This is a genomic window from Peribacillus sp. NPDC055009 (assembly GCF_053608705.1).
On record NZ_JBSGVZ010000005.1, the window covers coordinates 61,204 to 84,434 of the forward strand.

19 protein-coding genes are annotated in these 23,231 nt (G+C 40.9%); 16 read left to right on the plus strand and 3 right to left on the minus strand.

What is annotated here, in order from left to right; translation table 11 throughout:
* Nucleotides 1–35: 35 nt before the first annotated feature.
* Nucleotides 36–827, minus strand: coding sequence for a GntR family transcriptional regulator (locus ACWF5P_RS10235; RefSeq protein WP_137024611.1), 792 nt, complete (start codon nucleotides 825–827; stop codon nucleotides 36–38).
* Nucleotides 828–1,705: 878 nt separating this feature from the next.
* On the opposite strand from ACWF5P_RS10235, the gene ACWF5P_RS10240 reads away from it, so the two are divergent.
* The 7 genes from ACWF5P_RS10240 to ACWF5P_RS10270 all read left to right on the plus strand — a co-directional run bounded on the left by ACWF5P_RS10240 (nucleotide 1,706) and on the right by ACWF5P_RS10270 (nucleotide 10,636).
* Nucleotides 1,706–3,304, plus strand: a complete 1,599-nt coding sequence (locus ACWF5P_RS10240) for a long-chain-fatty-acid--CoA ligase (protein WP_452444833.1) — start codon at nucleotides 1,706–1,708, stop codon at nucleotides 3,302–3,304.
* Nucleotides 3,305–3,398: 94 nt separating this feature from the next.
* Nucleotides 3,399–4,667, plus strand: a complete 1,269-nt coding sequence (locus ACWF5P_RS10245) for an MFS transporter (RefSeq protein ID WP_452444834.1) — start codon at nucleotides 3,399–3,401, stop codon at nucleotides 4,665–4,667.
* Between the two features lie 95 nt (nucleotides 4,668–4,762).
* Nucleotides 4,763–5,935, plus strand: a complete 1,173-nt coding sequence (locus tag ACWF5P_RS10250) for an acetyl-CoA C-acyltransferase (RefSeq protein ID WP_434169283.1) — start codon at nucleotides 4,763–4,765, stop codon at nucleotides 5,933–5,935.
* Between the two features lie 137 nt (nucleotides 5,936–6,072).
* Nucleotides 6,073–7,221 carry an acyl-CoA dehydrogenase family protein gene (locus ACWF5P_RS10255; RefSeq protein WP_230176518.1) on the plus strand — a complete coding sequence of 383 codons (1,149 nt, stop codon included), beginning with the start codon at nucleotides 6,073–6,075 and terminating at the stop codon, nucleotides 7,219–7,221.
* Nucleotides 7,222–7,290: 69 nt separating this feature from the next.
* Nucleotides 7,291–8,475, plus strand: a complete 1,185-nt coding sequence (locus ACWF5P_RS10260; protein WP_434169284.1) for an acetyl-CoA C-acyltransferase — start codon at nucleotides 7,291–7,293, stop codon at nucleotides 8,473–8,475.
* An 86-nt stretch (nucleotides 8,476–8,561) separates the two neighbouring features.
* A complete protein-coding gene (locus ACWF5P_RS10265) occupies nucleotides 8,562–8,966 on the plus strand; it encodes a hotdog fold thioesterase (protein WP_434169285.1) in 405 nt (134 codons plus the stop codon).
* A gap of 62 nt (nucleotides 8,967–9,028) precedes the next feature.
* A complete protein-coding gene (locus tag ACWF5P_RS10270) occupies nucleotides 9,029–10,636 on the plus strand; it encodes an AMP-binding protein (protein ID WP_434169286.1) in 1,608 nt (535 codons plus the stop codon).
* A gap of 92 nt (nucleotides 10,637–10,728) precedes the next feature.
* On the opposite strand, the gene ACWF5P_RS10275 is transcribed toward ACWF5P_RS10270, so the two are convergent.
* Nucleotides 10,729–11,481 (minus strand): hypothetical protein, encoded by a 753-nt coding sequence (locus ACWF5P_RS10275; protein ID WP_434169287.1) that lies wholly within the window; start codon nucleotides 11,479–11,481, stop codon nucleotides 10,729–10,731.
* 435 nt (nucleotides 11,482–11,916) lie between these two features.
* Here ACWF5P_RS10275 and ACWF5P_RS10280 point away from each other — a divergent pair, with 435 nt between their 5' ends.
* The 6 genes from ACWF5P_RS10280 (at nucleotide 11,917) to ACWF5P_RS10305 (ending at nucleotide 18,257) form a co-directional block, all read left to right on the plus strand.
* Nucleotides 11,917–12,939 carry a substrate-binding domain-containing protein gene (locus ACWF5P_RS10280; protein WP_434169288.1) on the plus strand — a complete coding sequence of 341 codons (1,023 nt, stop codon included), beginning with the start codon at nucleotides 11,917–11,919 and terminating at the stop codon, nucleotides 12,937–12,939.
* 100 nt (nucleotides 12,940–13,039) lie between these two features.
* Nucleotides 13,040–13,705: a deoxyribose-phosphate aldolase gene (deoC, locus tag ACWF5P_RS10285; RefSeq protein WP_410200452.1), complete on the plus strand. Its 666-nt coding sequence runs from the start codon at nucleotides 13,040–13,042 to the stop codon at nucleotides 13,703–13,705.
* 60 nt (nucleotides 13,706–13,765) lie between these two features.
* Nucleotides 13,766–15,112: an L-fucose:H+ symporter permease gene (fucP, locus tag ACWF5P_RS10290; RefSeq protein WP_137018013.1), complete on the plus strand. Its 1,347-nt coding sequence runs from the start codon at nucleotides 13,766–13,768 to the stop codon at nucleotides 15,110–15,112.
* A gap of 78 nt (nucleotides 15,113–15,190) precedes the next feature.
* On the plus strand, nucleotides 15,191–16,204 hold the full coding sequence (locus ACWF5P_RS10295; RefSeq protein WP_434169289.1) for an aldose 1-epimerase family protein: 1,014 nt from the start codon (nucleotides 15,191–15,193) through the stop codon (nucleotides 16,202–16,204).
* Nucleotides 16,205–16,217: 13 nt separating this feature from the next.
* Nucleotides 16,218–17,132 (plus strand): ribokinase, encoded by a 915-nt coding sequence (gene rbsK, locus ACWF5P_RS10300; RefSeq protein ID WP_434169290.1) that lies wholly within the window; start codon nucleotides 16,218–16,220, stop codon nucleotides 17,130–17,132.
* A gap of 549 nt (nucleotides 17,133–17,681) precedes the next feature.
* Nucleotides 17,682–18,257 carry a hypothetical protein gene (locus ACWF5P_RS10305; RefSeq protein ID WP_452444835.1) on the plus strand — a complete coding sequence of 192 codons (576 nt, stop codon included), beginning with the start codon at nucleotides 17,682–17,684 and terminating at the stop codon, nucleotides 18,255–18,257.
* Between the two features lie 153 nt (nucleotides 18,258–18,410).
* On the opposite strand, the gene ACWF5P_RS10310 is transcribed toward ACWF5P_RS10305, so the two are convergent.
* A complete protein-coding gene (locus tag ACWF5P_RS10310; protein WP_137018010.1) occupies nucleotides 18,411–18,827 on the minus strand; it encodes a PaaI family thioesterase in 417 nt (138 codons plus the stop codon).
* A gap of 848 nt (nucleotides 18,828–19,675) precedes the next feature.
* On the opposite strand from ACWF5P_RS10310, the gene ACWF5P_RS10315 reads away from it, so the two are divergent.
* From ACWF5P_RS10315 to ACWF5P_RS10325, 3 genes are read left to right on the plus strand one after another with little or no spacing between them, the layout of a single operon-like run.
* Nucleotides 19,676–20,530, plus strand: coding sequence for a MurR/RpiR family transcriptional regulator (locus ACWF5P_RS10315; RefSeq protein WP_427572883.1), 855 nt, complete (start codon nucleotides 19,676–19,678; stop codon nucleotides 20,528–20,530).
* 34 nt (nucleotides 20,531–20,564) lie between these two features.
* Nucleotides 20,565–21,695, plus strand: a complete 1,131-nt coding sequence (locus ACWF5P_RS10320) for an amidohydrolase (protein ID WP_452444836.1) — start codon at nucleotides 20,565–20,567, stop codon at nucleotides 21,693–21,695.
* A gap of 27 nt (nucleotides 21,696–21,722) precedes the next feature.
* Entirely contained in the window at nucleotides 21,723–23,207 is a 1,485-nt protein-coding gene (locus tag ACWF5P_RS10325) for an amino acid permease (RefSeq protein WP_452444837.1), read from the plus strand.
* Nucleotides 23,208–23,231 lie beyond the last annotated feature (24 nt).

Below are 23,231 nucleotides of genomic sequence, written 5' to 3' on the forward strand. Positions count from 1 at the left end.
AACTGATTTATCAATATTAAGTACGACTGTCTAAATCATGGAAAAGTCTCGTTATTTCCCGTTTCTTCCGGTAATGGAGGCATAGATTGAAGAGCATCTAGAATTTCGTTACGCGCTCTATAGCGATGAGATTGCAACATAGTTCGTACAGCTTCAGGCTCTCCTGCTCGCATTACTGCTAAAATCGCCTTATGTTCAGTCACTGATCGTGTTGGCTTTGGTCGAAGCCCAATTGTGTATAAGCGTGCGCGATAGAGTTGGTCAGACTGACTATCAACAATCCCTCTTAGGCGTGGGTTTTGAGCTAAATCAACAATATAATTATGAAATTGATCATCGAGTTCTGTCCATGCAAGTAGATCGTTTAGTTCTAGTGCCTTTTCTTGTTCTTCAATCAGATGTTCAAGTTGGTTTAACTCTTGGTGAGTAGCACGACCGGTAGCGAGTCTGCCAGCAACACCATCGAGCGCTTCCACCACTTCATAAATCTGTTGAAGATCATCTGCTACAAGTGGTGCAACAATAAAACCACGACGCGGTATGAGCCGTACCCAGCCTTCCGTTTCCAAACGGACAAGTGATTCACGTACAGGTGTCCTGCTCATGCCCAGGATTTCTGCCATTTCCCTCTCTAGTACAGTCTGTCCAGGCGGCAATTGAAGGTGGCGAATCGCATGTCGAACAGCTAGATAAGCACGTTGTGGCAATCGTGACTCTCCATTTACATCTAAATTAGATAAAAATGAACGAACAGCTAGAGAAAGGTCAGACTGATCCAGTCTTTTAACATTAGAATCAGGTGTTTGAGGTGTTTTTTGATTATTCATTTCCTTATCACTCATCCCGACAAATTTCAAATTTTATGTAATACATAACCAAATAATGTTGAGTAGGTTATGATTAACAAGGTTATATTATGACTTTACAAGTAAATCATAACAGAAAAACAATCACTCTCTCAATTGGTAAAATTGAAAAACAGATAATCTTGGTAAAGGTCATAAGTGATGATTATCTTATTATTCACAAAAAAACACTCTATATCCAGAGGATTTGAGGGAGCTTTCGTTAAACAACGGGGTTGCTGCGGCAGCCCCTTTACTTAATCGACACATAGTTTATATGAATTGTTCATCAAACATACGCTAAGAGAGATACTAAAAGTGAAAGAACGAGATATTAGGTCTTAACAGGATGGTCCGATCGATTGAACCAGTTATGTGGCTTGGGTGAGTCTTGGATTCAGCGCTGGAAAAATCAGTCTGCGAATGTGCATACGCTAAAAAGTCTTGGAATGGAGATTGAGTCTATAGATTTTTTTATTTAATACACTCGTAAGCAAAGTTTAAATAAATATTACACTTGCCCATCCTTAGCTGGATGGGCTTTTCATTTAATACAGCATGGATAAGGTCTAAATCACGATTTGTAAGTAGTTATAATCTATAATATGGAAAAAACCTACTTTTTAAAATCGTTAGAAAACCAATAAGAGCCTGTTAAAATTCAAAAATGAATTATTGGCATTTCGATGAATCCCCTATAGAAAGGCATTATATGCTAATAAAATTCATTAATGAATTGAATGTTTTTGATACTAAGCGATTTTACACAAAAGTAGGACTTGGCATGCAAGTTGCATAATCATATAAGTATAAAATAAACATGCACGATATGAAATTCGTTTATGTGTGGAGGGATAATGGTGCGAAAAACGATAAATAAACCATGGGAGCAATGGTATGTTGAAAGTATGAAATCTATGAAGCTACCGGAAATATCCGTCTATTCACTGCTTGATATAACAGCAAGTAAGTTTCCACACCATACAGCCATCATTTATGAAGACCAGTCAATGGATTATAAGAATTTAAAATTGCAGGTAGACAAACTTGCTGGTAAATGGAGAGAAATGGGCTTTGTTAAAGGTGAACGAATTGGTCTGATGATGGCCAACCATCCTTATTTCATTATCAGTTATTACGCTGCCCAGGCACTAGGCCTGTTGGTTGTACAAATTAATCCCATGTATAAACCGCGGGAACTATTGCAAATTTTAATAGACTCAAATACAAAGAATATCGTATTTGACAATACGGCCGCAGTTACAATCGAAGAAACGAAAGCGATATTTGAATTTGATGTTTGCATTGATACGGAAAAAGATCAAAACGGCTCTTATTCCCTTCAAACGATGATTAAGACCGGTGACGCCATTAAGAAGCCCGTAATGATAAACCCGCATGAAGATACTGCAGTCATCCAATATACTGGCGGCACCACTGGGAAAATGAAGGGTGTCATGCTCACTCACCATAATTTAACCTCCAATGTCGTGCAGAGCTTTGAAATGTATGGGGATTCCTTGAAACCTGGCGAAGAAATCGTTTTGGCAGCTACGCCCCTTTACCATGTTTATGCCATGACAAGTGCAATGAATCTAGGTATCTATATTGGAGCTGCCATCCTCTTATTTCCTAAATTCGAACTTGAAGAAGTACTTGCAAAAATAAAAAAGCATCGTCCGACATTCTTTCCAGGAGTTCCAAAAATGTATAATGCATTTGTCAATCATCCTGGAATTGAAAACTATGGACTGAATTGTTTAAAAAGTTGTTCTTGTGGATCGGCGCCCCTGCCAGTTGAAGTAATTAAGCGATTCGAGGAGCTGACCGGTGCCAAAATCGGAGAGGGTTTCGGTTTGTCGGAGGCCTCACCATCCACTCATCGTAATCCGCCTTTCGGAAAAAGGAAAATAGGAAGCATTGGCATCCCTTTTCCAGGCACTGACTGTATGATCATTGACGATGAAAATAATGAAGTGCCTAACACATGCGTTGGGGAGTTGCTCATAAAAGGTCCGCAAATCATGAAGGGTTATTGGAATAACGAAGCCGAAACCAAAAAGGCCTTACAGAATGACTGGTTATATACTGGCGATCTTGCTGTGATGGATGACGAAGGTTATTTCTATATTGTCGGCAGGAAAAAAGAAATGATCATCGTCGGCGGATTCAATATTTACCCGCAGGAGGTAGAAGGGGTTCTGTATGAACATCCGGCAGTTAAAGAGGCAGCTGTGGTGGGCATCCCCCATAAAGAAAAAGGCGAAATAGTAAAAGCATTCATCGTACCTAAAGAAAGCGCTTCCGTGGATCTTGAAGAAATAGAAGGATATTGTTATTCCCAATTGACGCCTTATAAGGTACCAAAAGTATTTGAATTGAGACAAGAACTTCCGCGAAATACAGTGGGAAAACTTTTAAAAAGATTGTTAGTTAAAGAGGAATTAGAAAAGGATTGAAAGGGGGGGGAATGTGGTTCCAACATATAAGTTGAAGCTTAAGTTGGAAGGCATGCCAGATTGTGAACAAAAATAATGAAGAGGAGGGATTCATATGCGTTGGGTTGTTCTCATTCTATTATTCTTTGGAGCCGTCATCAATTTTGCAGATAAATCGATCGTAGGTCTCGCAGCTGTTCCCATCATGAAGGAATTCGATCTTACCTATGCGGAGTGGGGTCTTGTTGGAAGCAGTTATTATTGGCTCTACCCAGTAACAGGGATTTTTGGGGCAGCATGGGCCGATCGGCTGGGGGCTAAAAAGGTACTGGGATTCATCATGCTGACATGGACCGTTTTGCAATTTGGGGTCTTAGCCATCACCGCACTTCCATTATTAATTCTATACAGGATTTTGCTGGGAGCATTCGAAGGGCCTTATAGCCCGATTGCTTACAGTCATGCCGATAAGTGGTTTCCGCCGAAACTGAAAGGCTTTGCCAATTCGGTGGTGGTTGGCGGAGGGACCGTTGGTGCGATGATCGTGGCACCGATCCTCGTTTCCTTAATTACGATATTCGGCTGGAAGGTTGCCTTTGCAGCACTTGGTGCAGCAAGCCTTGTTTGGTTCTTCTTCTTTCAATTTTTAACAAAGGAAAATCCAGTTGAAGTATATGAAAACGTACAAAAGAAAAAGAAACAAAAACTTGAAAAAATAAAAGTGAAAGACTTTTTACTGCTACTGGCCTCACCTACTGCTTTGTTTACTACACTAGCTTATTTTTCAACATATATTTTAGTTGTTTGGTTTTCAGTTTGGCTCCCGATTTATTTAGTGGAAGCCGTAAAAATGACTCCAGGTCAAATGGGAACAAGTGTTGCGGTAATCGGAATCGTTTCCGTATGTATTTATATGGGTGTTTCGATGGCGTCCGATCATTTATTCAAGAAGAATCAGAATTGGCGATCATCAAGGGTATTCGTCGTCGCGGGCGCCATGATTCTTGGTGCATTGTTCTTTTCCTCAATCATGGTATTTCAAAATCCAATCTGGGTGATAGTCGCCATGTGTTTAGCAAAGGGCCTTACATATGCCATTTTACCGATCGGACCAACGATCATGATCAATGAAATGCAGGAGCGGGGGGGATTGATGACAAGCATCTTAACATCATCAGGAAATCTAGCGGGAATTGTTGCACCTCTATTAACTGGCTATATCATAAGTCTAGCTGGAGGAAATCAACTATTGGGTTATAATCTATCGATATTGTTCATGGCCATCCTTGTCCTGGCTTTTGGCATCCTGTTTGCCATATTCGTTAAACCGGCCGGGAAACTTAAAAATAAAAGTTCTGATAATTTTGACCTTAAGTCCTCATAAGCAGGGTCGAACCTGCTTACATTCAATGAAACTAGTGAAGAGAAGGAATGCCTTCAAATAATGGAGTGAATAAAAGGAAAAGGAGCGGATGGGACATGAATAGAGAAGCCGTCATAGTTTCTGCAGTTCGAACAGCAATTGGAAAGCAGGGAGGTGCACTTGCATCGGTTCCTGCCCATGTATTTGGAGCAGAAGTGATGAAAGAAGCCTTGAAACGAGCGAATGTCGAACCTCGAATGATAGATGATGTAATCATGGGGAATGTGTTAAGCGGGGGTGGAAACATTGCCAGGTTAACTGCACTGGAAACTGGCCTCTCAATTCATCTTCCGGGACTGACTGTCGATCGTCAATGCGGCTCGGGAATAAATGCTGTCAACTTGGCTGCACAAGCGATCCGGGCTGGCGAAGGAGATGTCTATATCACCGGTGGGGTCGAGAGCATGAGCAGGGCGCCATACTTGATGGATCGTACGGAAAAAGCATACAGTGCAAAGCCGCCACAGTTCAGAAAGTCACGGTTGTCCCCGAAGGCGATCGGCGATCCCCCGATGGGAATCACTGCTGAAAACTTAGCGGAAAAATATGAGGTCAGCAGGGAAGAACAAGATGAATTCGCTCTACAAAGCCAAAAAAATATGGCCAGAGCCGTGGAAGAGGGCCGTTTCAATGAGCAAATTGCGCCTATTTACATTCCCGTCAGAAAAGGTGACGATATTGAATTTAAATTGGATGAACATCCACGACCGCAAATAACGAAAGAAGGGCTAGCCAAATTATCGCCTGCGTTTTTAGAAGGCGGGTCCGTGACTGCAGGCAATAGTTCGGGATTGAATGATGCAGCATCAGCATTGGTCATCATGTCGAGGGAAAAAGCGGTGGAATTGGGGATTAAGCCTTTAGCGACGATCAGGGCACAGGCCGTTGCAGGGGTAGATCCAAATTATATGGGAATAGGACCTGTTCCCGCTATAAGAAAGGTAATGGAGAAATCAGGGCTTTCCTTAAATGAAATGGACATCATTGAAATTAATGAAGCATTCGCTGCTCAAGTCATTGCTTGCAATCGGGAGCTTGATATGAATCCCGTCAGAGTGAATGTGAATGGGGGAGCCATAGCACATGGACACCCACTAGGTGCGACGGGTGCCATCCTCATTACGAAAGCGGTTTATGAATTGAAGCGTTCTGCCGGAAGGTTTGCTCTTATTACGGCTTGCATTGGAGGCGGACAGGGAATTGCTACGATAATTGAACGTGAAGCTTGATTTTGTAAGTGTGTTTAGCAGAATACATTGAATTCCGTTAAATGGTTAGATGACACAGCATTCAGCTCTATATGCCCTATTAAGAAAATTTGTACAATGGCTGCTATACATGAACAGACCTAAGGAGGAATAAACTCATGACAATCACTTTAACTAAGGAAATGCAGCAAATGAAGGAAATGATCCGTAATTTTGTTGAAAGGGAAGTGGAGCCCTACGCCTTACAAATTGAAGAAGAAGATGCCATCCCTGAGCATTTGGTGGAAAAAGCAAAAGACCTTGGCTTATTCGGGATAAGCATTCCCGAACAATACGGTGGAATTGGCTTAAATTCGGTGGGAAAAGCTACCGTATTAGAGCAGTTAGGAAGGACCCATAATGGTTTTGTTTCTTTAATAAGCGCTCACACCGGGATTGGAAGTACAGGTTTGGTTAAGCTTGCATCCGAACATTTGAAAAATAAATACTTGCCAGAAATGGCAGCAGGCACGAAAATTGGTGCCTTTGCTTTATCTGAACCCGGAGCGGGATCGGATGCAACCAATTTGGCAACAAGTGCAGAAAAGAAGGGTGATTACTGGGTGATGAACGGGACGAAACATTTCATCACGAATGGGCCGATTGCTGATGTTTATACAGTATTCGCTCTAACGGATAAAGATAAAGGGGCAAAGGGGGGGATTACCGCTTTTTTAGTAGAAAGAGATTTTCCCGGTTTGACTGTCGGCAAAAAGGACAAAAAAATGGGGTTGAGGGGATCATATACCTCACAGGTCATTTTCGAGGATTGTATCATACCTGAAGAAAATGTTATCGGCGAAGTCGGAATGGGATATATCTCTGCCCTGAAAATTTTAGGTGAAGGGCGTGTAGGTTTGGCTGCAAGAGCAGTGGGGTCAAGCGGTAAATTAATTGAATTATCAGCCAAATATGCAAAAGAGCGCATTCAATTCGGTAAACCAATCGCAGACAACCAAGCGATCCAATGGATGCTTGCTGATATGGCAACCGAAACGGAAGCCGCAAGGGCATTGACGATGATGGCGGCACAAAAGATTGATGAAGGAAAAAAAGTGATCAAGGAAGCATCAATGGCAAAATTGTTCGCTTCAGACGTTTTTAATCGGGTGGCGGATAAAGCGGTTCAAATTCATGGAGGAATGGGATATATGGCCGAATATCCAGTTGAACGTTTTTATAGGGATGCCCGCATTACGAAGATATATGAAGGAACGAATGAAATCCAACGTTTAATCATTGCTAGGAATGTCTTGGAAGAGTGTTAAGTGTTTACTGTTTTTTTCGGGCAGGTTCTCTTTTGCCCAGGTATCCGGATTTTAAGGGGGAGGAACGAAATGGGAGAAGATATCGTGATCGTGAGTGCTGTACGAACACCAATTGGAAGGTACGGTGGAGCATTTAAAGAGATCAGTTCCGGTCATTTGGCGAGCATTGCCATTAAAGAAGCGATCAAGAGGGCGAATATTGCAGCTGAACAAGTGGATGAAGTCATTTTCGGGGAGGTTAGGCAAACGACCGAATCCTCGAATGTAGCCAGAGTTGCAGCACTGCGCTCAGGAATTCCCGATTCGGCACCGGCTTTTACGGTAAACCGCTTATGTGCATCCGGAATGCAGGCCATCACCTCAGCAGCACAGCAAATAAGCTCAGGTCAAGCAAATATAGTCGTTGCCGGCGGTACGGAAAGCATGAGCCGCGCACCGCTTTATTTAAGAAGTGCCCGTTTTGGGGGAGACCGGACAAGGCTAGTGGATTCTAATACTGAAGCTGGACAGCAGCCTCAAGAAATTTATGGAAAAAGTTTAGGGATGGGAATTACCGCTGAAAATGTCGCACAGCGATACAACATTTCCAGGGAAGAACAAGATGCCTTTTCAGTGGAAAGTCAACGAAGAGCGGCGCAAGCGATAAAAGAAGGAAAGTTCAAGGATGAGATCGTTCCTGTCCAGGTCTCTGACAGGAAGGGTACGGTTACAATTGAAACGGATGAATATCCACGCCCCGATACCACAATGGAAAAGCTTGCAAGCTTAAAACCGGCATTCAGGGAAAACGGAACCGTCACTGCAGGGAATGCTTGTGGCCGTAATGACGGGGCAGCTGCATTGGTATTAATGAAGGCCAGTGAAGCGGAACGGTTGCAAGTACAGCCAATCGCAAAGATCGTCGATTGGGCGACTGCCGGAGTTTCTCCTGAAGTGATGGGAATTGGTCCAGTACCAGCCGTTGGAAAACTTATGGAGCGCACCGGGAAAAAAGTTGAAGAAATTGGGCTTTTCGAATTAAATGAAGCGTTCGCTTCACAAGCATTGGCAGTAATCAGGGATTTATCGCTAGATGAAAACAAGGTGAATGTAAACGGAGGCGCCATTGCACTTGGGCACCCAGTCGGATCGACGGGCGCAAGGATCGTGACAACGCTAATTCATGAACTGATTCGCAGGAAAGAAAGATATGGAGTTGCTACACTTTGTGTTGGCGGCGGACAGGGAATGGCTATCATGATTGAAACGATTTAGGCCAACGATAAAGGAGTGGAAACCCTATACGTTTCTGCTCCTTTCCGTATATAAGTTGTATCGCGCATAAGTGAGGGGGAGAAAGATTGCCAGTTGAAGTGGAGGATATTCGGAATCAATTCGAAAGTAGTGCATTCTTTTCACATATAGGGTTTGAAATCATTCAGTTTGAAGAAGGGAATGTAACAATAAAGCTAAACATTGAAGAACATTTACTTAATGTTAATGGATCACTGCACGGGGGCATTCATGCCACCATGCTGGATACCATTCTAGGAATGGTGACTCGTTCCGTTACCAAATCTAAAGTTGTGACGACAAGCTTAACTGTACATTATTTAGCCAGCATATCAAGCGGGGAACTATTCGCGGAAGCAAAAGTCCTTCAAAAAGGATACAAAATTGCCTTTACTGAAGGAGAAATAAAAGATACTGAAGGCAACATCATTGCAAAGGGCACAGGAATTTTTAAAATCATTCGTGATAAATGAGGCAAGGATATCAAGTCGGCTGATAAGTGACTATGCTCCATTTTACTAGAAAAGAATGAGGTGTGAAAAAATTGACTAGAGCTTGGCATGGATTTTATCCGAAAGAAACTCCTGCTGAAATTGATATTCCAACATTGTCATTATATGGACTCCTTGAACGTTCAGCCCAACTTTACCCAACCTGCAAAGCCGTAATAGATGGGGATCGGGAAATGACATATATGGAATTAAAGGATGCCTCAGATCGTTTTGCTGTGAATTTAGACAAACGAGGATTTCAAAAAGACGATCGCATAGCAATCATGCTGCCAAATTGTCTAGAATATATCATTGCCTATTATGCCATTCATCGTTTGGGAGGTATGGTCGTTCAAGTGAACCCGCTATATCGGTCTAGTGAATTGGATTATATATTACGGGATTCAGAAGCCAATTGGTTCATTGGGCGTGAGGAACAAAGGGGAAAATTAGTGCTAACAAGTTTTTCTGATAGATTAACGTTCATATCTGCCGAGGAATTAATAGAAACTGGAACGGATTTATCAAGGAAAGATAAGGAACTTCCTGCCCTGGCTATCGACCCCAAGGAGGCTGTGGCTGTTCTTCAATATACAGGAGGGACTACAGGGAAATCAAAAGGGGTCATGCTTACGCATTTTAATTTGATCTCGAATGTATTCCAAGACTATGCCTTCACGGCGAATGCACTTCATCTCCAAAGGCCTGGCGAACGGATGCTTGGCTTGACCCCATTATTCCATGTGTTTGGTAATGGACGATTGAATAGTGCCATATATGCCGGATCAACTTATATCACATTAGAGAGATTTGAAATAGATAAGGTAGTGGATTTGATTCGAACACATAGGCCAACCATTTTTCCTGGTGTCCCGACCATGTATATTGCTTTACTGAATCACCCGGATATAACGGCTGACGATTTAAGTTGCTTTAAGTACTGCAGCTGTGGCTCTGCGCCGCTCCCGATAGAAATCATTCATCAGTTCGAAAAAAAATTCCGGGTTACCATATTGGAAGGTTTTGGAATGTCAGAAACATCTCCCACTACCCACCGCAATCCAGTCATAGGACAGAAAAAACCAGGAAGTATCGGAATTCCGTATCCCAATACCGATGCTAAAATCGTCGATCTGAAATCAGGTGTTGATGAATTGCCAGCAGGAGAAACAGGCGAACTGATCATTAAAGGTCCGCAAGTAATGATGGGATATTGGAAAAATCCAGAGGAAACGGCAACAGCTTTGCGAGATGGATGGCTTTACACTGGGGATATCGCGACGATGGATGAAGACGGATATTTCTATATCGTAGGCAGGAAGAAAGATATGATCATTGCAAGTGGTTATAATGTTTATCCAATTGAAGTCGAGGATATTATTTATCAGCATCCAGCCGTAAAAGAGACTTGTGTGTATGGAGTACCGGATTCATACCGTGGGGAAACGATAAAAGCGGTTATAGTCTTAAAGAAAGGTAAGTCAGTCTCGGAGCAGGAAATCAGGGAGTTTTGCATGCAACGATTGGCCAGATATAAAGTGCCGCGAAGTTTTGAGTTCAGGGAGCAACTGCCAAAATCAGCTGTCGGGAAAATATTGCGCAGAATATTAATGGAGGAAGCAACGCAGAGTCCTATTGCCGGGGAGAGATAAGCATATCAGTTATCAGTGAGTTCAGATGAAACCTTAAATAAGTGAAACCTTTTTTCGAGGTTCCCCTTATTTAGGGTTTATAGACTATAAAACTACTTTTCTTTTAGGGGAATTTCAAATGAAGTCCCATCCACCAGTAATTCATGAGACTCACCATCCGCTATATCATCGGTAGTGAATGAAAAGGAATCGAGCCGATCTAATTTTGCCTCTGGATCAACCAATAAACCAATTGTGCCTTTTCTCAATTCTCCTGGTTGGTAATCTGATCGACTTACTTTTTTTGTCCCTATAAAAGTATCCCCGGAATGGATGAAATTTTTAGAAGGCACATCATATGTAAGGTCATCATTGAAAGTAACATTTTCCATGCTGAAGAACTGAAGTTCCTTCGAATCTTTATTTTCAATAGAATAAGTTATCTCTAGATAAGAAAACTCTTCATCGATATCCGTTTTAGACAACGCCGCCTGTTGATCGATTTCCTCCATGGATAAATTCTCTTTATAATATAACGAATAGGCCTCTTCAAAACTCAATCCTGTATAGGACTTGAGCTCCTCCTTTGCTTCATCTGTGAGTGATGATAATTGAATCCTGCGGATATCCTTGACTGTGATGACCATCGGTGCCAATTCAAATGACTCATTAATAGACTTCGATTCTAGTAATGTGAATGATCCCCAATTTTTTTGGCGAACCTTATCGCCGACTTTTTTAAGATGGATCCCGCCATATTCCTCCACCTCAGGAATTTTGGATTCCTTGGCTTCCGCATTTTTCCCTTTTTCAGTTTTATCGCTCCCGAAATAATTGTAGGCAATTACACTTATACAAATAAGCAATAACCCAACTATTGTTGAAATGATCCATCTTTTACGGATACTTCATCACTCCTTATCTTAAACCGTTGATGTCAAAGTATAATATACCATTTTCTTTGCAAAAGAAGGAAAGGGGAGTACCCAAAGGTCCATCTTGTGCGGATTAACTTAACCCATTATAAAAAAAAGAATGAAAATTAAAGGGCTAAGCGGAAAAAGGAAGTAACCTAGAAAAGGTAAAAAAGACGTGAAAGTAAATCATCCAAGTGACTTGGTAAAAAAATTCCATGTAACCGCATACAAAAAAACTTGCTATTACACAAACAACCTGGTAATCTAATTTCAAGAATAATCTAAACGTTTACATTTTAAATGTAATTAATTTTATGATTTTTACTTGTTTTATATTCATTTTTTTAAAAAAATCTAAACGTTTACATTTTGAGGTGTTAAAAGATGGAGTCAAAGCCAAATATTCAGGATGTTGCAAACCTTGCAAACGTTTCTATTGCAACTGTATCCCGGGTCATTAATAACCAAGGAGGCGTTCGGAAAGTAACGGAAGAGCGTATTCTAAAGGCCATTGAGGAACTGGGCTATATTCGCAGTGCTGCAGCAAGGACAATGAAGCGAAAAGAAACGAATACAATCGGGGTCATTGTACCTGATATTATGAACCCGTTCTTTCCGCTTGTTATGGCAGGGATTGAACAAAAAGCTCGTGAAAAAGAATACTTTACTATTTTAAGCAGTACAAATGAATCCCCAAAAATCGAGGAAGAGATTGTGAGAAATTTTATTGAGCGAGGTGTGGATGGTGTGATTATCACTACGGCCAATGAAGATGGTGAGCACCTAAAACTGCTTGAAGAACAGGGAATTCCTGTAGTAGCAGTTGATCGAAGCATCAAAAAATTTGAAGTGGATACTGTTCTTGTTGATAACAAGAAGGGGGCCTATCAGGCTGTCCAGCAATTGATTCTTCAGGGGCATGAAAAGATAGCGATTATATGCGGTCCACAGAACACGACCCCTGGGCTAGAACGGTTCTTGGGTTATAAACATGCCCTAGAGGACTACAACATTGAATTGGATGAACGATATGTCATTAATGGAGATTTCGGAGAGCAAAGTGGCTATCAGTGTACTGAAAAGCTGTTTGAGCTTGATGATAGGCCAACTGCTATTTTTTCTTCCAACAATATGATGACTATCGGCTGTATGAAAGCACTGGCCGATTTAAACTGGAGGCTTGGCAGCGAGGTGTCATTTATAGGTTTTGATGATGTGGATATAGCGACATTTTTGAGCCCGAAACTTAGTGTAGTTGCAAGGCCAATGAATGCTATAGGAGAGATTGCCTTTATGCTTTTGCATGAGCGGATTTGTTTCAAAGGAGAGCTTCCGAAGCGGGAGTATCTATTGTCTCCAGAGCTTAAAATCAGGGATTCTTGCCGGTCAGTGGATCATACATTCTGATTATATGAAAAGGGGACTAGGAGTTTAACCTCTGGTCGCCCGATACCTTTTTATATATTGAAAGCGTTTTATTTTAACTAGAGAAAGAGGAGAGATTAAAATGAGTACTGCAAAAATGATTGACCATACCTTTTTAAAGGCTGAGGCAACAAAAGAACAGATAGTGAATCTTTGTGAAGAAGCTAGAGAATATGGCTTTGCTTCCGTTTGTGTAAACCCAGTCTGGGTGAAAACGGCAGCAGAGAAGCTAAAAGGAAGCGATGTGAAGGTATGTACAGTCATTGGTTTTCCTCTAGGAGCGTCAACGACTGCAGTAAAAGTGATTGAATCAGAGAATGCTATTCAAAATGGCGCCGAAGAAGTGGATATGGTCATAGCGATTGGTTTATTGAAATCAGGCGAATATGAGGAGGTTGAAGCTGACATTCGTGCAGTGGTTGATGCTGTTAAAACAAGGGCACTTGTCAAAGTGATCATCGAAACATCACTGCTTACTGAAGAAGAGAAGGTTCTTGCTTGCGAAATTTCACTTCGTGCAGGCGCCGATTTCGTGAAAACATCTACTGGATTCTCAACAGGGGGAGCAACGGTAGAGGATGTTGCATTAATGCATAAGATTGTTAAGGATAAGGCTGGTGTAAAGGCATCCGGGGGAATTCGTGATTTAAAAGATTTGAAGTCGATGGCTGAGGCTGGCGCTACTCGTGTCGGTGCAAGCTCGGGCGTGAGGATTATGAAAGGTGAAGCAGTATTGGATGGATACTGATTCTGATTAAGAATTGCATAAGCGCTTAAAAAAACTATAGACACAAGGGGATGTTAGATAATGAAAAAACAAAACATAATTCAGCTGCCAGATGGTTATTTGAATCGTACACCTTTTTTTCAGTTTATCCTGTTGTCTTTGCTTTTTCCTTTATGGGCGGTAGCTGCCAGTTTGAACGATATTTTGATTGCACAGTTCAAACATGTGTTTGAGTTAAGTGATTTTGCGAGTGCTTTAGTACAGAGTGCTTTTTATGGAGGATATTTTCTGATAGCTATACCTGCTTCAATGGTAATAAAGAAAACTAATTATAAGTTTGCCATAATTACAGGCTTGCTTTTCTATATTGTGGGATGCTCATTGTTTTACCCAGCTTCGCATATGGCTACCTATACAATGTTTTTATTTGCTATTTTTTCCATCGCAATTGGCTTAGGTTTTCTTGAGACAGCTGCAAATACATATAGTTCCATGATTGGCCCGCGCAAGTATGCGATTCTTCGATTGAATATTAGCCAAACATTTTATCCAATTGGTGCGATTTCAGGAATTTTACTTGGGAAATACCTTGTTTTCCAGAAAGGAGCAAGTCTTGAGGCGCAATTGGCGACTATGTCTCCTGCGGAGGCACAGGCTTTTGGATTGAAAATGCTTGAAAATACTCTAGAACCCTACAGATATATGATTTTTGTCCTTATCGGTATACTTGTACTGTTTATTTTCACTAAGTTCCCGTCCTGTAAGCCGGAAGTGAATAGCAGCAAAGTTACAGGGAAAACACCTGGAATCATAGAAACACTGAAATACTTAGGTGGAAACAAACGCTTCCGGAACGGAATTGCTGCACAATTTTTATACGTCGGTATGCAAGTAACGGTTTGGTCATTTACCATTCGGCTTGCGCTCGATTTAAATCCTGACATCAACGAGCGTACAGCTTCAACCTTTATGGTATATAGCTTTAGTGCTTTCTTTGTAGGTAAGTTCATAGCCAATTTCTTGATGACCCGCTTTTCTCCATCTAAGGTATTGGTTAGCTACTCCATCATTGGTTCAGCTCTTCTTGCGTATGTGGCTTTTGTTCCGAACATGACGGCAGTGTACGCTGCAGTTGCTGTCAGCATGCTGTTTGGACCATGCTGGGCGACGATTTATGCTGAAACACTTGAAGTTATTAAAGAGAAGAAATATACAGAAACGGCAGGAGCAATCCTCGTCATGGCTATTGTAGGCGGAGCGGTCATCCCTGCAGTTCAAGGGTTTGTATCTGATTTCTTCGGTTCCATGCAATTAGCATTTCTTGTATCGATGGCATGCTTTATCTACGTCGGTTGCTATTTCTTCGGTGAAATGAAAAAGCAAAGTGCATCGGTCCAGCCTTCAGAAAAGCCAGTGGAATCAGTCTAATTTAGAAAATTGTCATCTGACCAGGACAGTTAAACTTTGCTGTCCTTTTTGGATATAATTAGGAAAGGGATGGAAAGCATGATGGGAACAATTGAACTGCAACGGGACTATTTTAAGGAGAACAAAACAGTCTTTTTTACCAACAATGAATTCGGTGTAAACTTATTCCGCTATCCATCAGGTATTGAAGCGATTGAGCTAACAAATTCACGAGGAAGAATGGTTGTCCTCCCATATATGGGTCAGATGATTTGGGATTTGGAATTTGACGGTGTAGATCTTAAAATGAAGAGCATGTTCTCTCAACCTAAAAAGGTTGAGAGGATCGTAGATACATATGGATGTTTTGCCTTTCATTCTGGATTAATCAGCAATGGCTGTCCGGGATCGAATGATGACCATGAAATGCATGGAGAAATGCCATGTGCCGAGATGGATAGAGCTTGGATTGATGTAACGGATATTGGTATAAAAGTAATTGGTCAGACAGAGTATGTCAAAGGGTTCGGTCACCATTATCTTGCCACTCCGAGTGTTGAAATGTTCAAAGAAAAAGGTTTTATTAAAATGAGCATGAATGTAAAAAATTTATCGGGTGCAGAAATGCCACTTCAGTATATGTGCCACACCAACTATTCATATTTAGAAAATGCCGTTATGAAGCAGAACATTCCAGACGGTGTTTTCAAGCTTAGAGAATCGATTCCAGGCCATGTAAAGCCGACAGAAAAATGGTTGGTTTATAATAAGAAGATGCTAAATGGCGAAGAATCGCTCACAGTATTAAACAATCCGGAAATGTATGATCCAGAGATCGTATTTTTTGGGGATGAGCTGAATTTATATCAGGAAGAAGTTGAGTTTGAAATGGCTTCTCCCGATGGAGTTACTTTCTTTACAAGTTTTTCAACAGCGGAATTGAATTATGCCACAAGGTGGGTATTACATAATGCAAATCAGCAAGTTGCATCATTCGTGCTGCCTGCAACATGCCGTCCAGAAGGCTTCAATGCGGCAGAAAAAGCTGGAACATTGATTACGCTCGGAGTAGGGGAAGAGAGGTCTTTCACAATTATAACCGGGAAGAAATAAGGGGGAAAAGGAAATGGATATAGCAGTAATTGGATCTAACATGGTTGATTTGATCTCATACATTGATAAGATGCCGAAAGAAGGAGAAACACTTGAGGCGCCTGACTTTAAGATTGGATGTGGGGGGAAAGGAGCAAATCAGGCAGTGGCAGCTGCCAAAATGGGCTCAAAAGTTATGTTGGTAACAAAGGTTGGCGATGATCTCTTTGCCGATAACACCATTCAAAACCTCGAAAACCACGGAATAGATACTGAGTTTACCAATAAAGTCAGCGGCATATCAAGCGGTGTTGCACCGATTTTTGTCGATCAAGAATCAAAAAATCGCATCCTGATTATTAAGGGAGCAAACCAACACCTGAAGCCGGCAGACGTGGAGCGAGCAACTGATAAACTTAAGACAGCCTCGTTAATTGTTCTTCAGCTGGAAATCCCGCTTCCAACCGTTTACCGTGCAATTGAATTTGGTTATGAGCATGGCATTCCGGTCATTTTGAATCCTGCACCGGCATCAAAAGAACTTGATTTTGATTATGTGTGCAAAAGTGACTTTTTTATTCCGAATGAGAGCGAATTGGAGATTTTAACAGGAATGCCTGTGGCCTCTGAGGCCCAAATTAGAGAAGCAGCGTCCGGGTTAATTAAAAAAGGAGTAAAAAATGTCATTGTGACAATGGGAAGCAAGGGTGTCATGTGGGTAACAAAGGAAAAAACTCAAACTGTCGAGTCACATAAAGTAACTGCGAATGATACTACTGGCGCTGGAGATGCATTTATAGGATGTTTTGCACATTTCTTTGTGAAAAATGGCGAAGTACTTCATGCTATAAAAATGGCTACAGCATATGCTGCTTTAAGTGTCACTAAACGTGGTACACAGTCTTCTTATCCAACTTCTGAAGAATTAGAAGAGTTTTTGAATAAGTGAGATAAATTAATGTATGTGATCAAAAATGCGCTTTTGTAAGCCGAACATAACCCTTGTGTGAACTCACAGCTTTAGGATTGAAGTATAAAGAGGATGTTTAAGTTTTTTAGTTGATCTTCATACGCACTTTTAAAAAAATTTAATTTTTATTAATTCTAAGTCGAAGTAAAGTATAGCTGGACAGATGGCAAACTATTTGTCATCTGTCTTTTCATATCTTTTGTTAAAGGAAAACGGACTTTACTATAATTCAGCTGCTCTTTCTTAAGGTATAGGAAGGTGAATCAACGGATGGGAAGAGTTGGACACATTGGGATACCAGGGCATTCTTGTTGTATGTTAATTTCTCAGTAATTGTACAAGCCATTTTTCATAAATATCATATCTTGTTACGAAGAGAGATTCGTAAGAAACTGGGTAATAGTGGTTTGTTTTCAGAAAATGTTCAAAACACAATCTTTTACTTATTATCGTATCTTCTTATTGTAACAGCTCACTGGAAACCCATCTCTCTAGTAATAAATCTTAAAAAAAGGAGACGTTTAGGGAATGTTGTGGCCAATTAACAATGGTAAGGAAAGGTTACATCAGCCGAATAAAAGTGCAATGCTGTCCATGCAAGAGATACAAGCCATTGAGTCATGGATATCTCAAATAGGGAAATTCCAAATTTATATAACCGCTGGACAATTAGTATCTACCGCCAGAAAAACGCTAAAGTTCAAGTATAAAATGATCGGGTATGGTTTTAATCGGGTCGTCTATGATTTAAATAATGGCTATATTTTAAAAATTGCATTGTCACAAGTAGGACTAATAAGCAATGCAAATGAAGCTTATATCTATAATAACTGTAATGAGGCAGTCAAAAAGGATATTTGTCCGGTTAAGGAGCATGGGACGGGCTGGATTATCATGAAGAAGGTAGACACGAAAGTGCCGTTTGCAATCAAGGAATATACGAAACTGATCAGTTTGGAATTAAAATTCCTGAGGCACGGTATTATCCCAATAGATTTGCGTTTAGATAATGTCGGATATAACGAGAATGATGAAATGGTCGTCATTGATTACGGTCTATTCACCATGGATCTCCAAAGCCCTGTGCTGCGATGGCTTGTTTGATGAGGTGTCTATCCAAAGAAAATATAAAATTGATTTACAATGAGGTGATTAGGCGAAGCGGTGAATCTTGTGCTCTCTTGATTTTATCGAATGTCTAAATGAAAGAAGCATGTTACGAAGGGCTTTTTTGTGCAACATGCTTTTTTTTATGGTTTAAAGGATCATAACTGATGACACAACGCTTGCCACTTTTTTATCATTTTGAAATAAATCTGCAAGTACATAAGCTGTTTTTTTTCCGATTCGGTCTACTTTTGCTTCAACTTGTACGTCTCCTAATCTTACTGGTCGATGAAAGGTAGTATGTAAATCAATCGATGCGAAGGATTGTCCGATGCTTAATTTAGATGATATCGCATAAGCCATCATAATATCTGCTGCAGAAGTGACAAATCCACCCATTGCTACACCAATTCCGTTAATAAACTTTTCATCTACTTTCCATACACCTCTCGCAATTCCATCCTGGGCATAATTTGCTTCAATCTGTAACGTTAAATCACAATTCGGAGGCTGTTTCCCTTCCGTTATAACTTGTAAAAGTTCGTGTCCTTTAGATGATTCCCCCATTAAATAGCCCCCCTTGAATAAGTTGAAACTACAGAATATTCTAACATATATCTTAATGTCAATGAAGTTATTGATTTTACAAATAAAGTAATTAGAGACCCGAACCAAGAAATGTAATATGGTGGTGGATTTGATTTCCACTTCAGGTACTCGCTTTCCGCGGGCGGTCTGGGGAGCCTCCTGGGGTCTCCCCTAGACACGTTTTTCCCGCAGGAGTCTCGCACCTTCCGATCCAATCAAATTTGTATAAAAAATTCAGATAGATACCCTTTGTCTAAAAAGGTGGTTCGGGAATGGTCACACCACCAACCAAGAAATGTAATTTGGTGGTGGATTCGATTTCGACTCCAGGTACTTGCTTTCCGCGGGAGGTCTGGGGAGTCTCCTCGGCTTCCGTCTGCGGGGTCTCTCCTTGACACGTTTTTCCCGCAGGAGTCTCGCACCTTCCGATCCAATCACCGGGAACGTTTTTTAAATAAAAACTGCCAGGCTGGTCCATTCCGAACCAAGTTTAAGACTGGATTATCCTTCATGTTTTTGTACAGTAATCCATATTAGGTTGAAGAAATTTGCGACACTCCTGCCGAAAAACTGGCTAGTCTAGACCCCACAGACGCTTGGGTCGAGGAGGCTTGGCAGACAGTCGGCGGAAAGGGAGCGGATTTGGGAAATCTACGGGAATATTATTTTATAAAAAACTGTAGGGAAGTTCGAAGTTAATAATTATCAAAAAAATCAAAAACTTCTTCTTTTTCTAATTAAATTGTGATAGTGTATAAAACAAAGAAGTATTAACTTCATTATTTTATTAAAAAGAAGTATTTGATTCACCAGAAAGGAGTGATATTGTGGAAAATCTACCATTTAAATTATTAGTGAAAGAAAGATTTGACCATCTATCGACAGGTCAAAAAAAGGTTGCCGCTTACCTGATTGAAAATTTGGATCAAGCTGCCTTTAAAACGGCTTTTCAAATTGGGCGGGAAGCTGAGGTTAGTGAAACAACGGTCATTCGGTTTTCCTATTCATTGGGATTTGAAGGGTTTAGTAAAATGCAGGATAGAATTCAAAAACAGCTGCTGCACCAAAACCAAACGGATATATCCAATAGTGATTCCACTCTTAGCATTGATGACAAGCAAGATCCATTTACCAAAGTGATAGAAAACGAAGTTCATATTTTAAGACATCTATTAGATCATACGAACGTTCAGGATATATGGAAAGCGGTCGATGTCTTGATCAAGGCTGACCAAATATTAATTGCAGGGCATCGTATTTCCCATGCCGCCGCCTATTGGTTCTCCTATACGTTAAGTTCATTAAGGGAAAATGTAAGTTTATGTTCACCAACAGGCGACTTCTATGAAAAGTTTTGTAACCTCACTAACAAATCTGTGATAGTTGTTTTTTCCCTTCCAAGATATGCGAATGAAACATTAAAAGTTGCGGAGTGTGCAAAAGAACAAGGAGTTTGTTTAATTTCAGTTACAGACCGCCTCCTGTCACCTGTTGGCCGTATCTCTGATATTGCACTGACAACTGAAGAAAACGCAGAAACCGGAACGAATTCAATCGCTTCCGTCATTAGCTTATTGGACTTGGTTATTGCAGGCATACATCAAAAAGACGCAAAACGGATATATACCCATCAGCAAAAATTAGAAAGGCTATATTCAAGTTATGAAGTGTTTAATGAATGAGTTTAAATTCATGTAAAGGGGGAGGTGCATCATTATGAACCCGATTCAATATATTGATCAGCATCAAGAATTATTATTGAAGTCCTATCATGACCTGCATTCCTTGGCTGAGCCAAGCTGGCAGGAGAAAAGAACGTCTAGCTATATTTTAAAATGTCTTAGGGACGCGGGAATAACCGTAAAAACATTTCAGAGCCATTTTGGAATTATTGCCGAGATTCCAGGCATCTCAAAAAAGATTGTGGCATTAAGGGCTGATATGGATGCGCTTGTTCAGGAAGTAGATGGAGTTGTAAAGGCAAATCATTCATGTGGACACGACGCACATAGCACAATGGTTTTATATACAGCATTGGCCATTGCCTCCTGCGGAATCCGGCCTAAACACACTCTCCGATTTATATTTCAGCCTGCGGAAGAAAAAGGGGAAGGCGCTCTTCAAATGATCAATGATGGCGCGTTGGAGAATGTTACATATTTATTCGGGATTCATGTAAGACCCAGTACGGAAGTTCCTTATATGAAGGCTTCCCCCGTCATTGTCCATGGCTCAGCCGAAACAATAAGGGGAACAATCAAAGGCATTCAGGCCCATGCTTCCCGTCCGCAAGATGGAATAAATGTAATCGAGGCAGCAGCTTTGCTTGTCCAAAAATTACAGCAGCTTAATCTGGAAACCGAAACTCCTTATTCCATCAAAATGACTCAATTTGAAACAAACAACAAAGCATCAAACGTCATCCCGGAAACAGCTTTCTTTGCTATTGATGCCAGAGCGCAGTCTAATGATGTAATGAATGAACTGAATCGCTTAACGAAGGATGCTATTGACCAGACAATGGAACAAACTGAAACATCCATCTCCTGGTCAGCCGAAGAATATGTCCCCGCTGCAACCTTGCATGAAAAAGCGATAAAGCTGGCTGAGGCCGTAATAGAAGATATCCTTGGGGCGGAAAATGTCGTTCCGGTCTGTGTTTCTCAAGGAGGCGAGGATTTTCATTTTTATACAGCCAAAAATCCTGAATTAACAGCAACCATGATAGGGTTAGGCTGCGATCTAACGCCTGGTCTGCACCATCCGGATATGATGTTCAATTTAAAAGCACTTATTTATGGAACGAAAATTTTAATTAACACAGTATTGATGACGGCAGGAGAATAACTTAGAAAATTAATGAAGGGGTGTTTTATGGAAAATACCGCACTATCATCACAAACCGGGGACCAAACGGCTGCTGAAGAAAAACAACTGGAGCGAAAACTCAAACCAAGGCATCTTTCAATGATCGCAATCGGCGGAACCATTGGAACAGGGCTATTTTTAGCAAGCGGTTCCATTATTCATACTGCGGGTCCGGGAGGAGCTGTAGCCGCCTATATAATTGCCGGAATCATGGTTTTCTTCCTGATGACAAGCTTAGCCGAAATGGCTGCCCTTATTCCTATTACAGGCTCTTTTAGTACATATACATCAAGGTTTGTCGATCCGGCTTTAGGATTTGCGATCGGCTGGAACTATTGGTATAACAATGCAATCGTAGTCGCATTGGAATTAGCAGCTTCCTCCCTTATTATGAAATATTGGCTGCCTTCTGTTCCGGGCATCATTTGGAGCGCATTATTTCTTGCACTCATATTTGGCCTTAATATTTTATCGGTAAAAGGATATGGAGAATCAGAATTCTGGTTTGCCATTATAAAGGTTTTGACGATTATCATCTTTATCGCAGTAGGGTTATTAATGATTGTAGGAATCATGGGAGGGGATGCTGTAGGTTTTGAAAATATCACCAAAGGGGAGGCACCGTTTAAAGGAGGCTTTTTATCCGTTATAAGTGTCTTTATGGTGGTCGGGTTTGCCTTTCAAGGCACCGAGTTAGTAGGAATTGCAGCCGGCGAGAGTGAAAACCCAAGAAAAAATATACCAAAGGCCATTAAGCAAATTTTCTGGAGACTGCTCTTGTTTTATGTATTGGCAATAATCGTGATTGGATTTTTAATAAGCTATAATGATCCGCGTTTGTTAAGCTCGAATATTGAAGATATTGCGGTAAGTCCCTTTACACTAGTTTTTCAAAACGCAGGGCTAGCCATCGCTGCCTCTGTTATGAATGTTGTCATTCTTACTTCCGTTCTTTCTGCGGGCAATTCGGCCATGTACGGAGCTTCTCGCGTGCTTTGGGTGCTGGCGAAAGAAGGCAAAGCTCCTTCGTTTCTAAAAAAGGTGAATTCAGGCGGCATTCCAGTGAATGCTGTGTACTTTTCTACCATCGTTGGGATGGCAGCTTTCCTGACCTCTTTCTTCGGTGAAGGTACGATTTACAATTGGTTACTGAATGCTGCAGGTTTATCCGGCTTTTTATCCTGGTTAGGAATTTCGATTACACATTATCGATTCCGGAAGGCATATATAGCACAAGGAAGAGATTTAAAAGATTTGCCGTATGTATCAAAATGGTATCCTTTTGGTCCGATATTAGCGACATTTTTATGTGTTACGGCTATCCTGGGGCAAAATTACTCTGCATTTTTCGGTCCTGAGATTGACTGGTATGGAATTTTAATTTCTTATATCGGGCTTCCTTTATTTTTCCTGGCTTTTCTAGGTTATAAAATCGTAAAGAGGACAAAAGTGATTCCATTGCAAGAGGCTGATTTCAGTAAAGTGGAATAACAAATAAGAGAGTATTTCGTAAAC

Coding starts and splice junctions, on each gene's coding strand:
- ACWF5P_RS10235 (WP_137024611.1), bottom strand. CDS start 827: ATGAATAATCAAAAAACACCTCAAACACCTGATTCTAATGTTAAAAGA.
- ACWF5P_RS10245 (WP_452444834.1), top strand. CDS start 3,399: ATGCGTTGGGTTGTTCTCATTCTATTATTCTTTGGAGCCGTCATCAAT.
- ACWF5P_RS10250 (WP_434169283.1), top strand. CDS start 4,763: ATGAATAGAGAAGCCGTCATAGTTTCTGCAGTTCGAACAGCAATTGGA.
- ACWF5P_RS10255 (WP_230176518.1), top strand. CDS start 6,073: ATGACAATCACTTTAACTAAGGAAATGCAGCAAATGAAGGAAATGATC.
- ACWF5P_RS10260 (WP_434169284.1), top strand. CDS start 7,291: ATGGGAGAAGATATCGTGATCGTGAGTGCTGTACGAACACCAATTGGA.
- ACWF5P_RS10280 (WP_434169288.1), top strand. CDS start 11,917: ATGGAGTCAAAGCCAAATATTCAGGATGTTGCAAACCTTGCAAACGTT.
- deoC (WP_410200452.1), top strand. CDS start 13,040: ATGAGTACTGCAAAAATGATTGACCATACCTTTTTAAAGGCTGAGGCA.
- fucP (WP_137018013.1), top strand. CDS start 13,766: ATGAAAAAACAAAACATAATTCAGCTGCCAGATGGTTATTTGAATCGT.
- ACWF5P_RS10295 (WP_434169289.1), top strand. CDS start 15,191: ATGATGGGAACAATTGAACTGCAACGGGACTATTTTAAGGAGAACAAA.
- rbsK (WP_434169290.1), top strand. CDS start 16,218: ATGGATATAGCAGTAATTGGATCTAACATGGTTGATTTGATCTCATAC.
- ACWF5P_RS10305 (WP_452444835.1), top strand. CDS start 17,682: ATGTTGTGGCCAATTAACAATGGTAAGGAAAGGTTACATCAGCCGAAT.
- ACWF5P_RS10310 (WP_137018010.1), bottom strand. CDS start 18,827: ATGGGGGAATCATCTAAAGGACACGAACTTTTACAAGTTATAACGGAA.
- ACWF5P_RS10320 (WP_452444836.1), top strand. CDS start 20,565: ATGAACCCGATTCAATATATTGATCAGCATCAAGAATTATTATTGAAG.
- ACWF5P_RS10325 (WP_452444837.1), top strand. CDS start 21,723: ATGGAAAATACCGCACTATCATCACAAACCGGGGACCAAACGGCTGCT.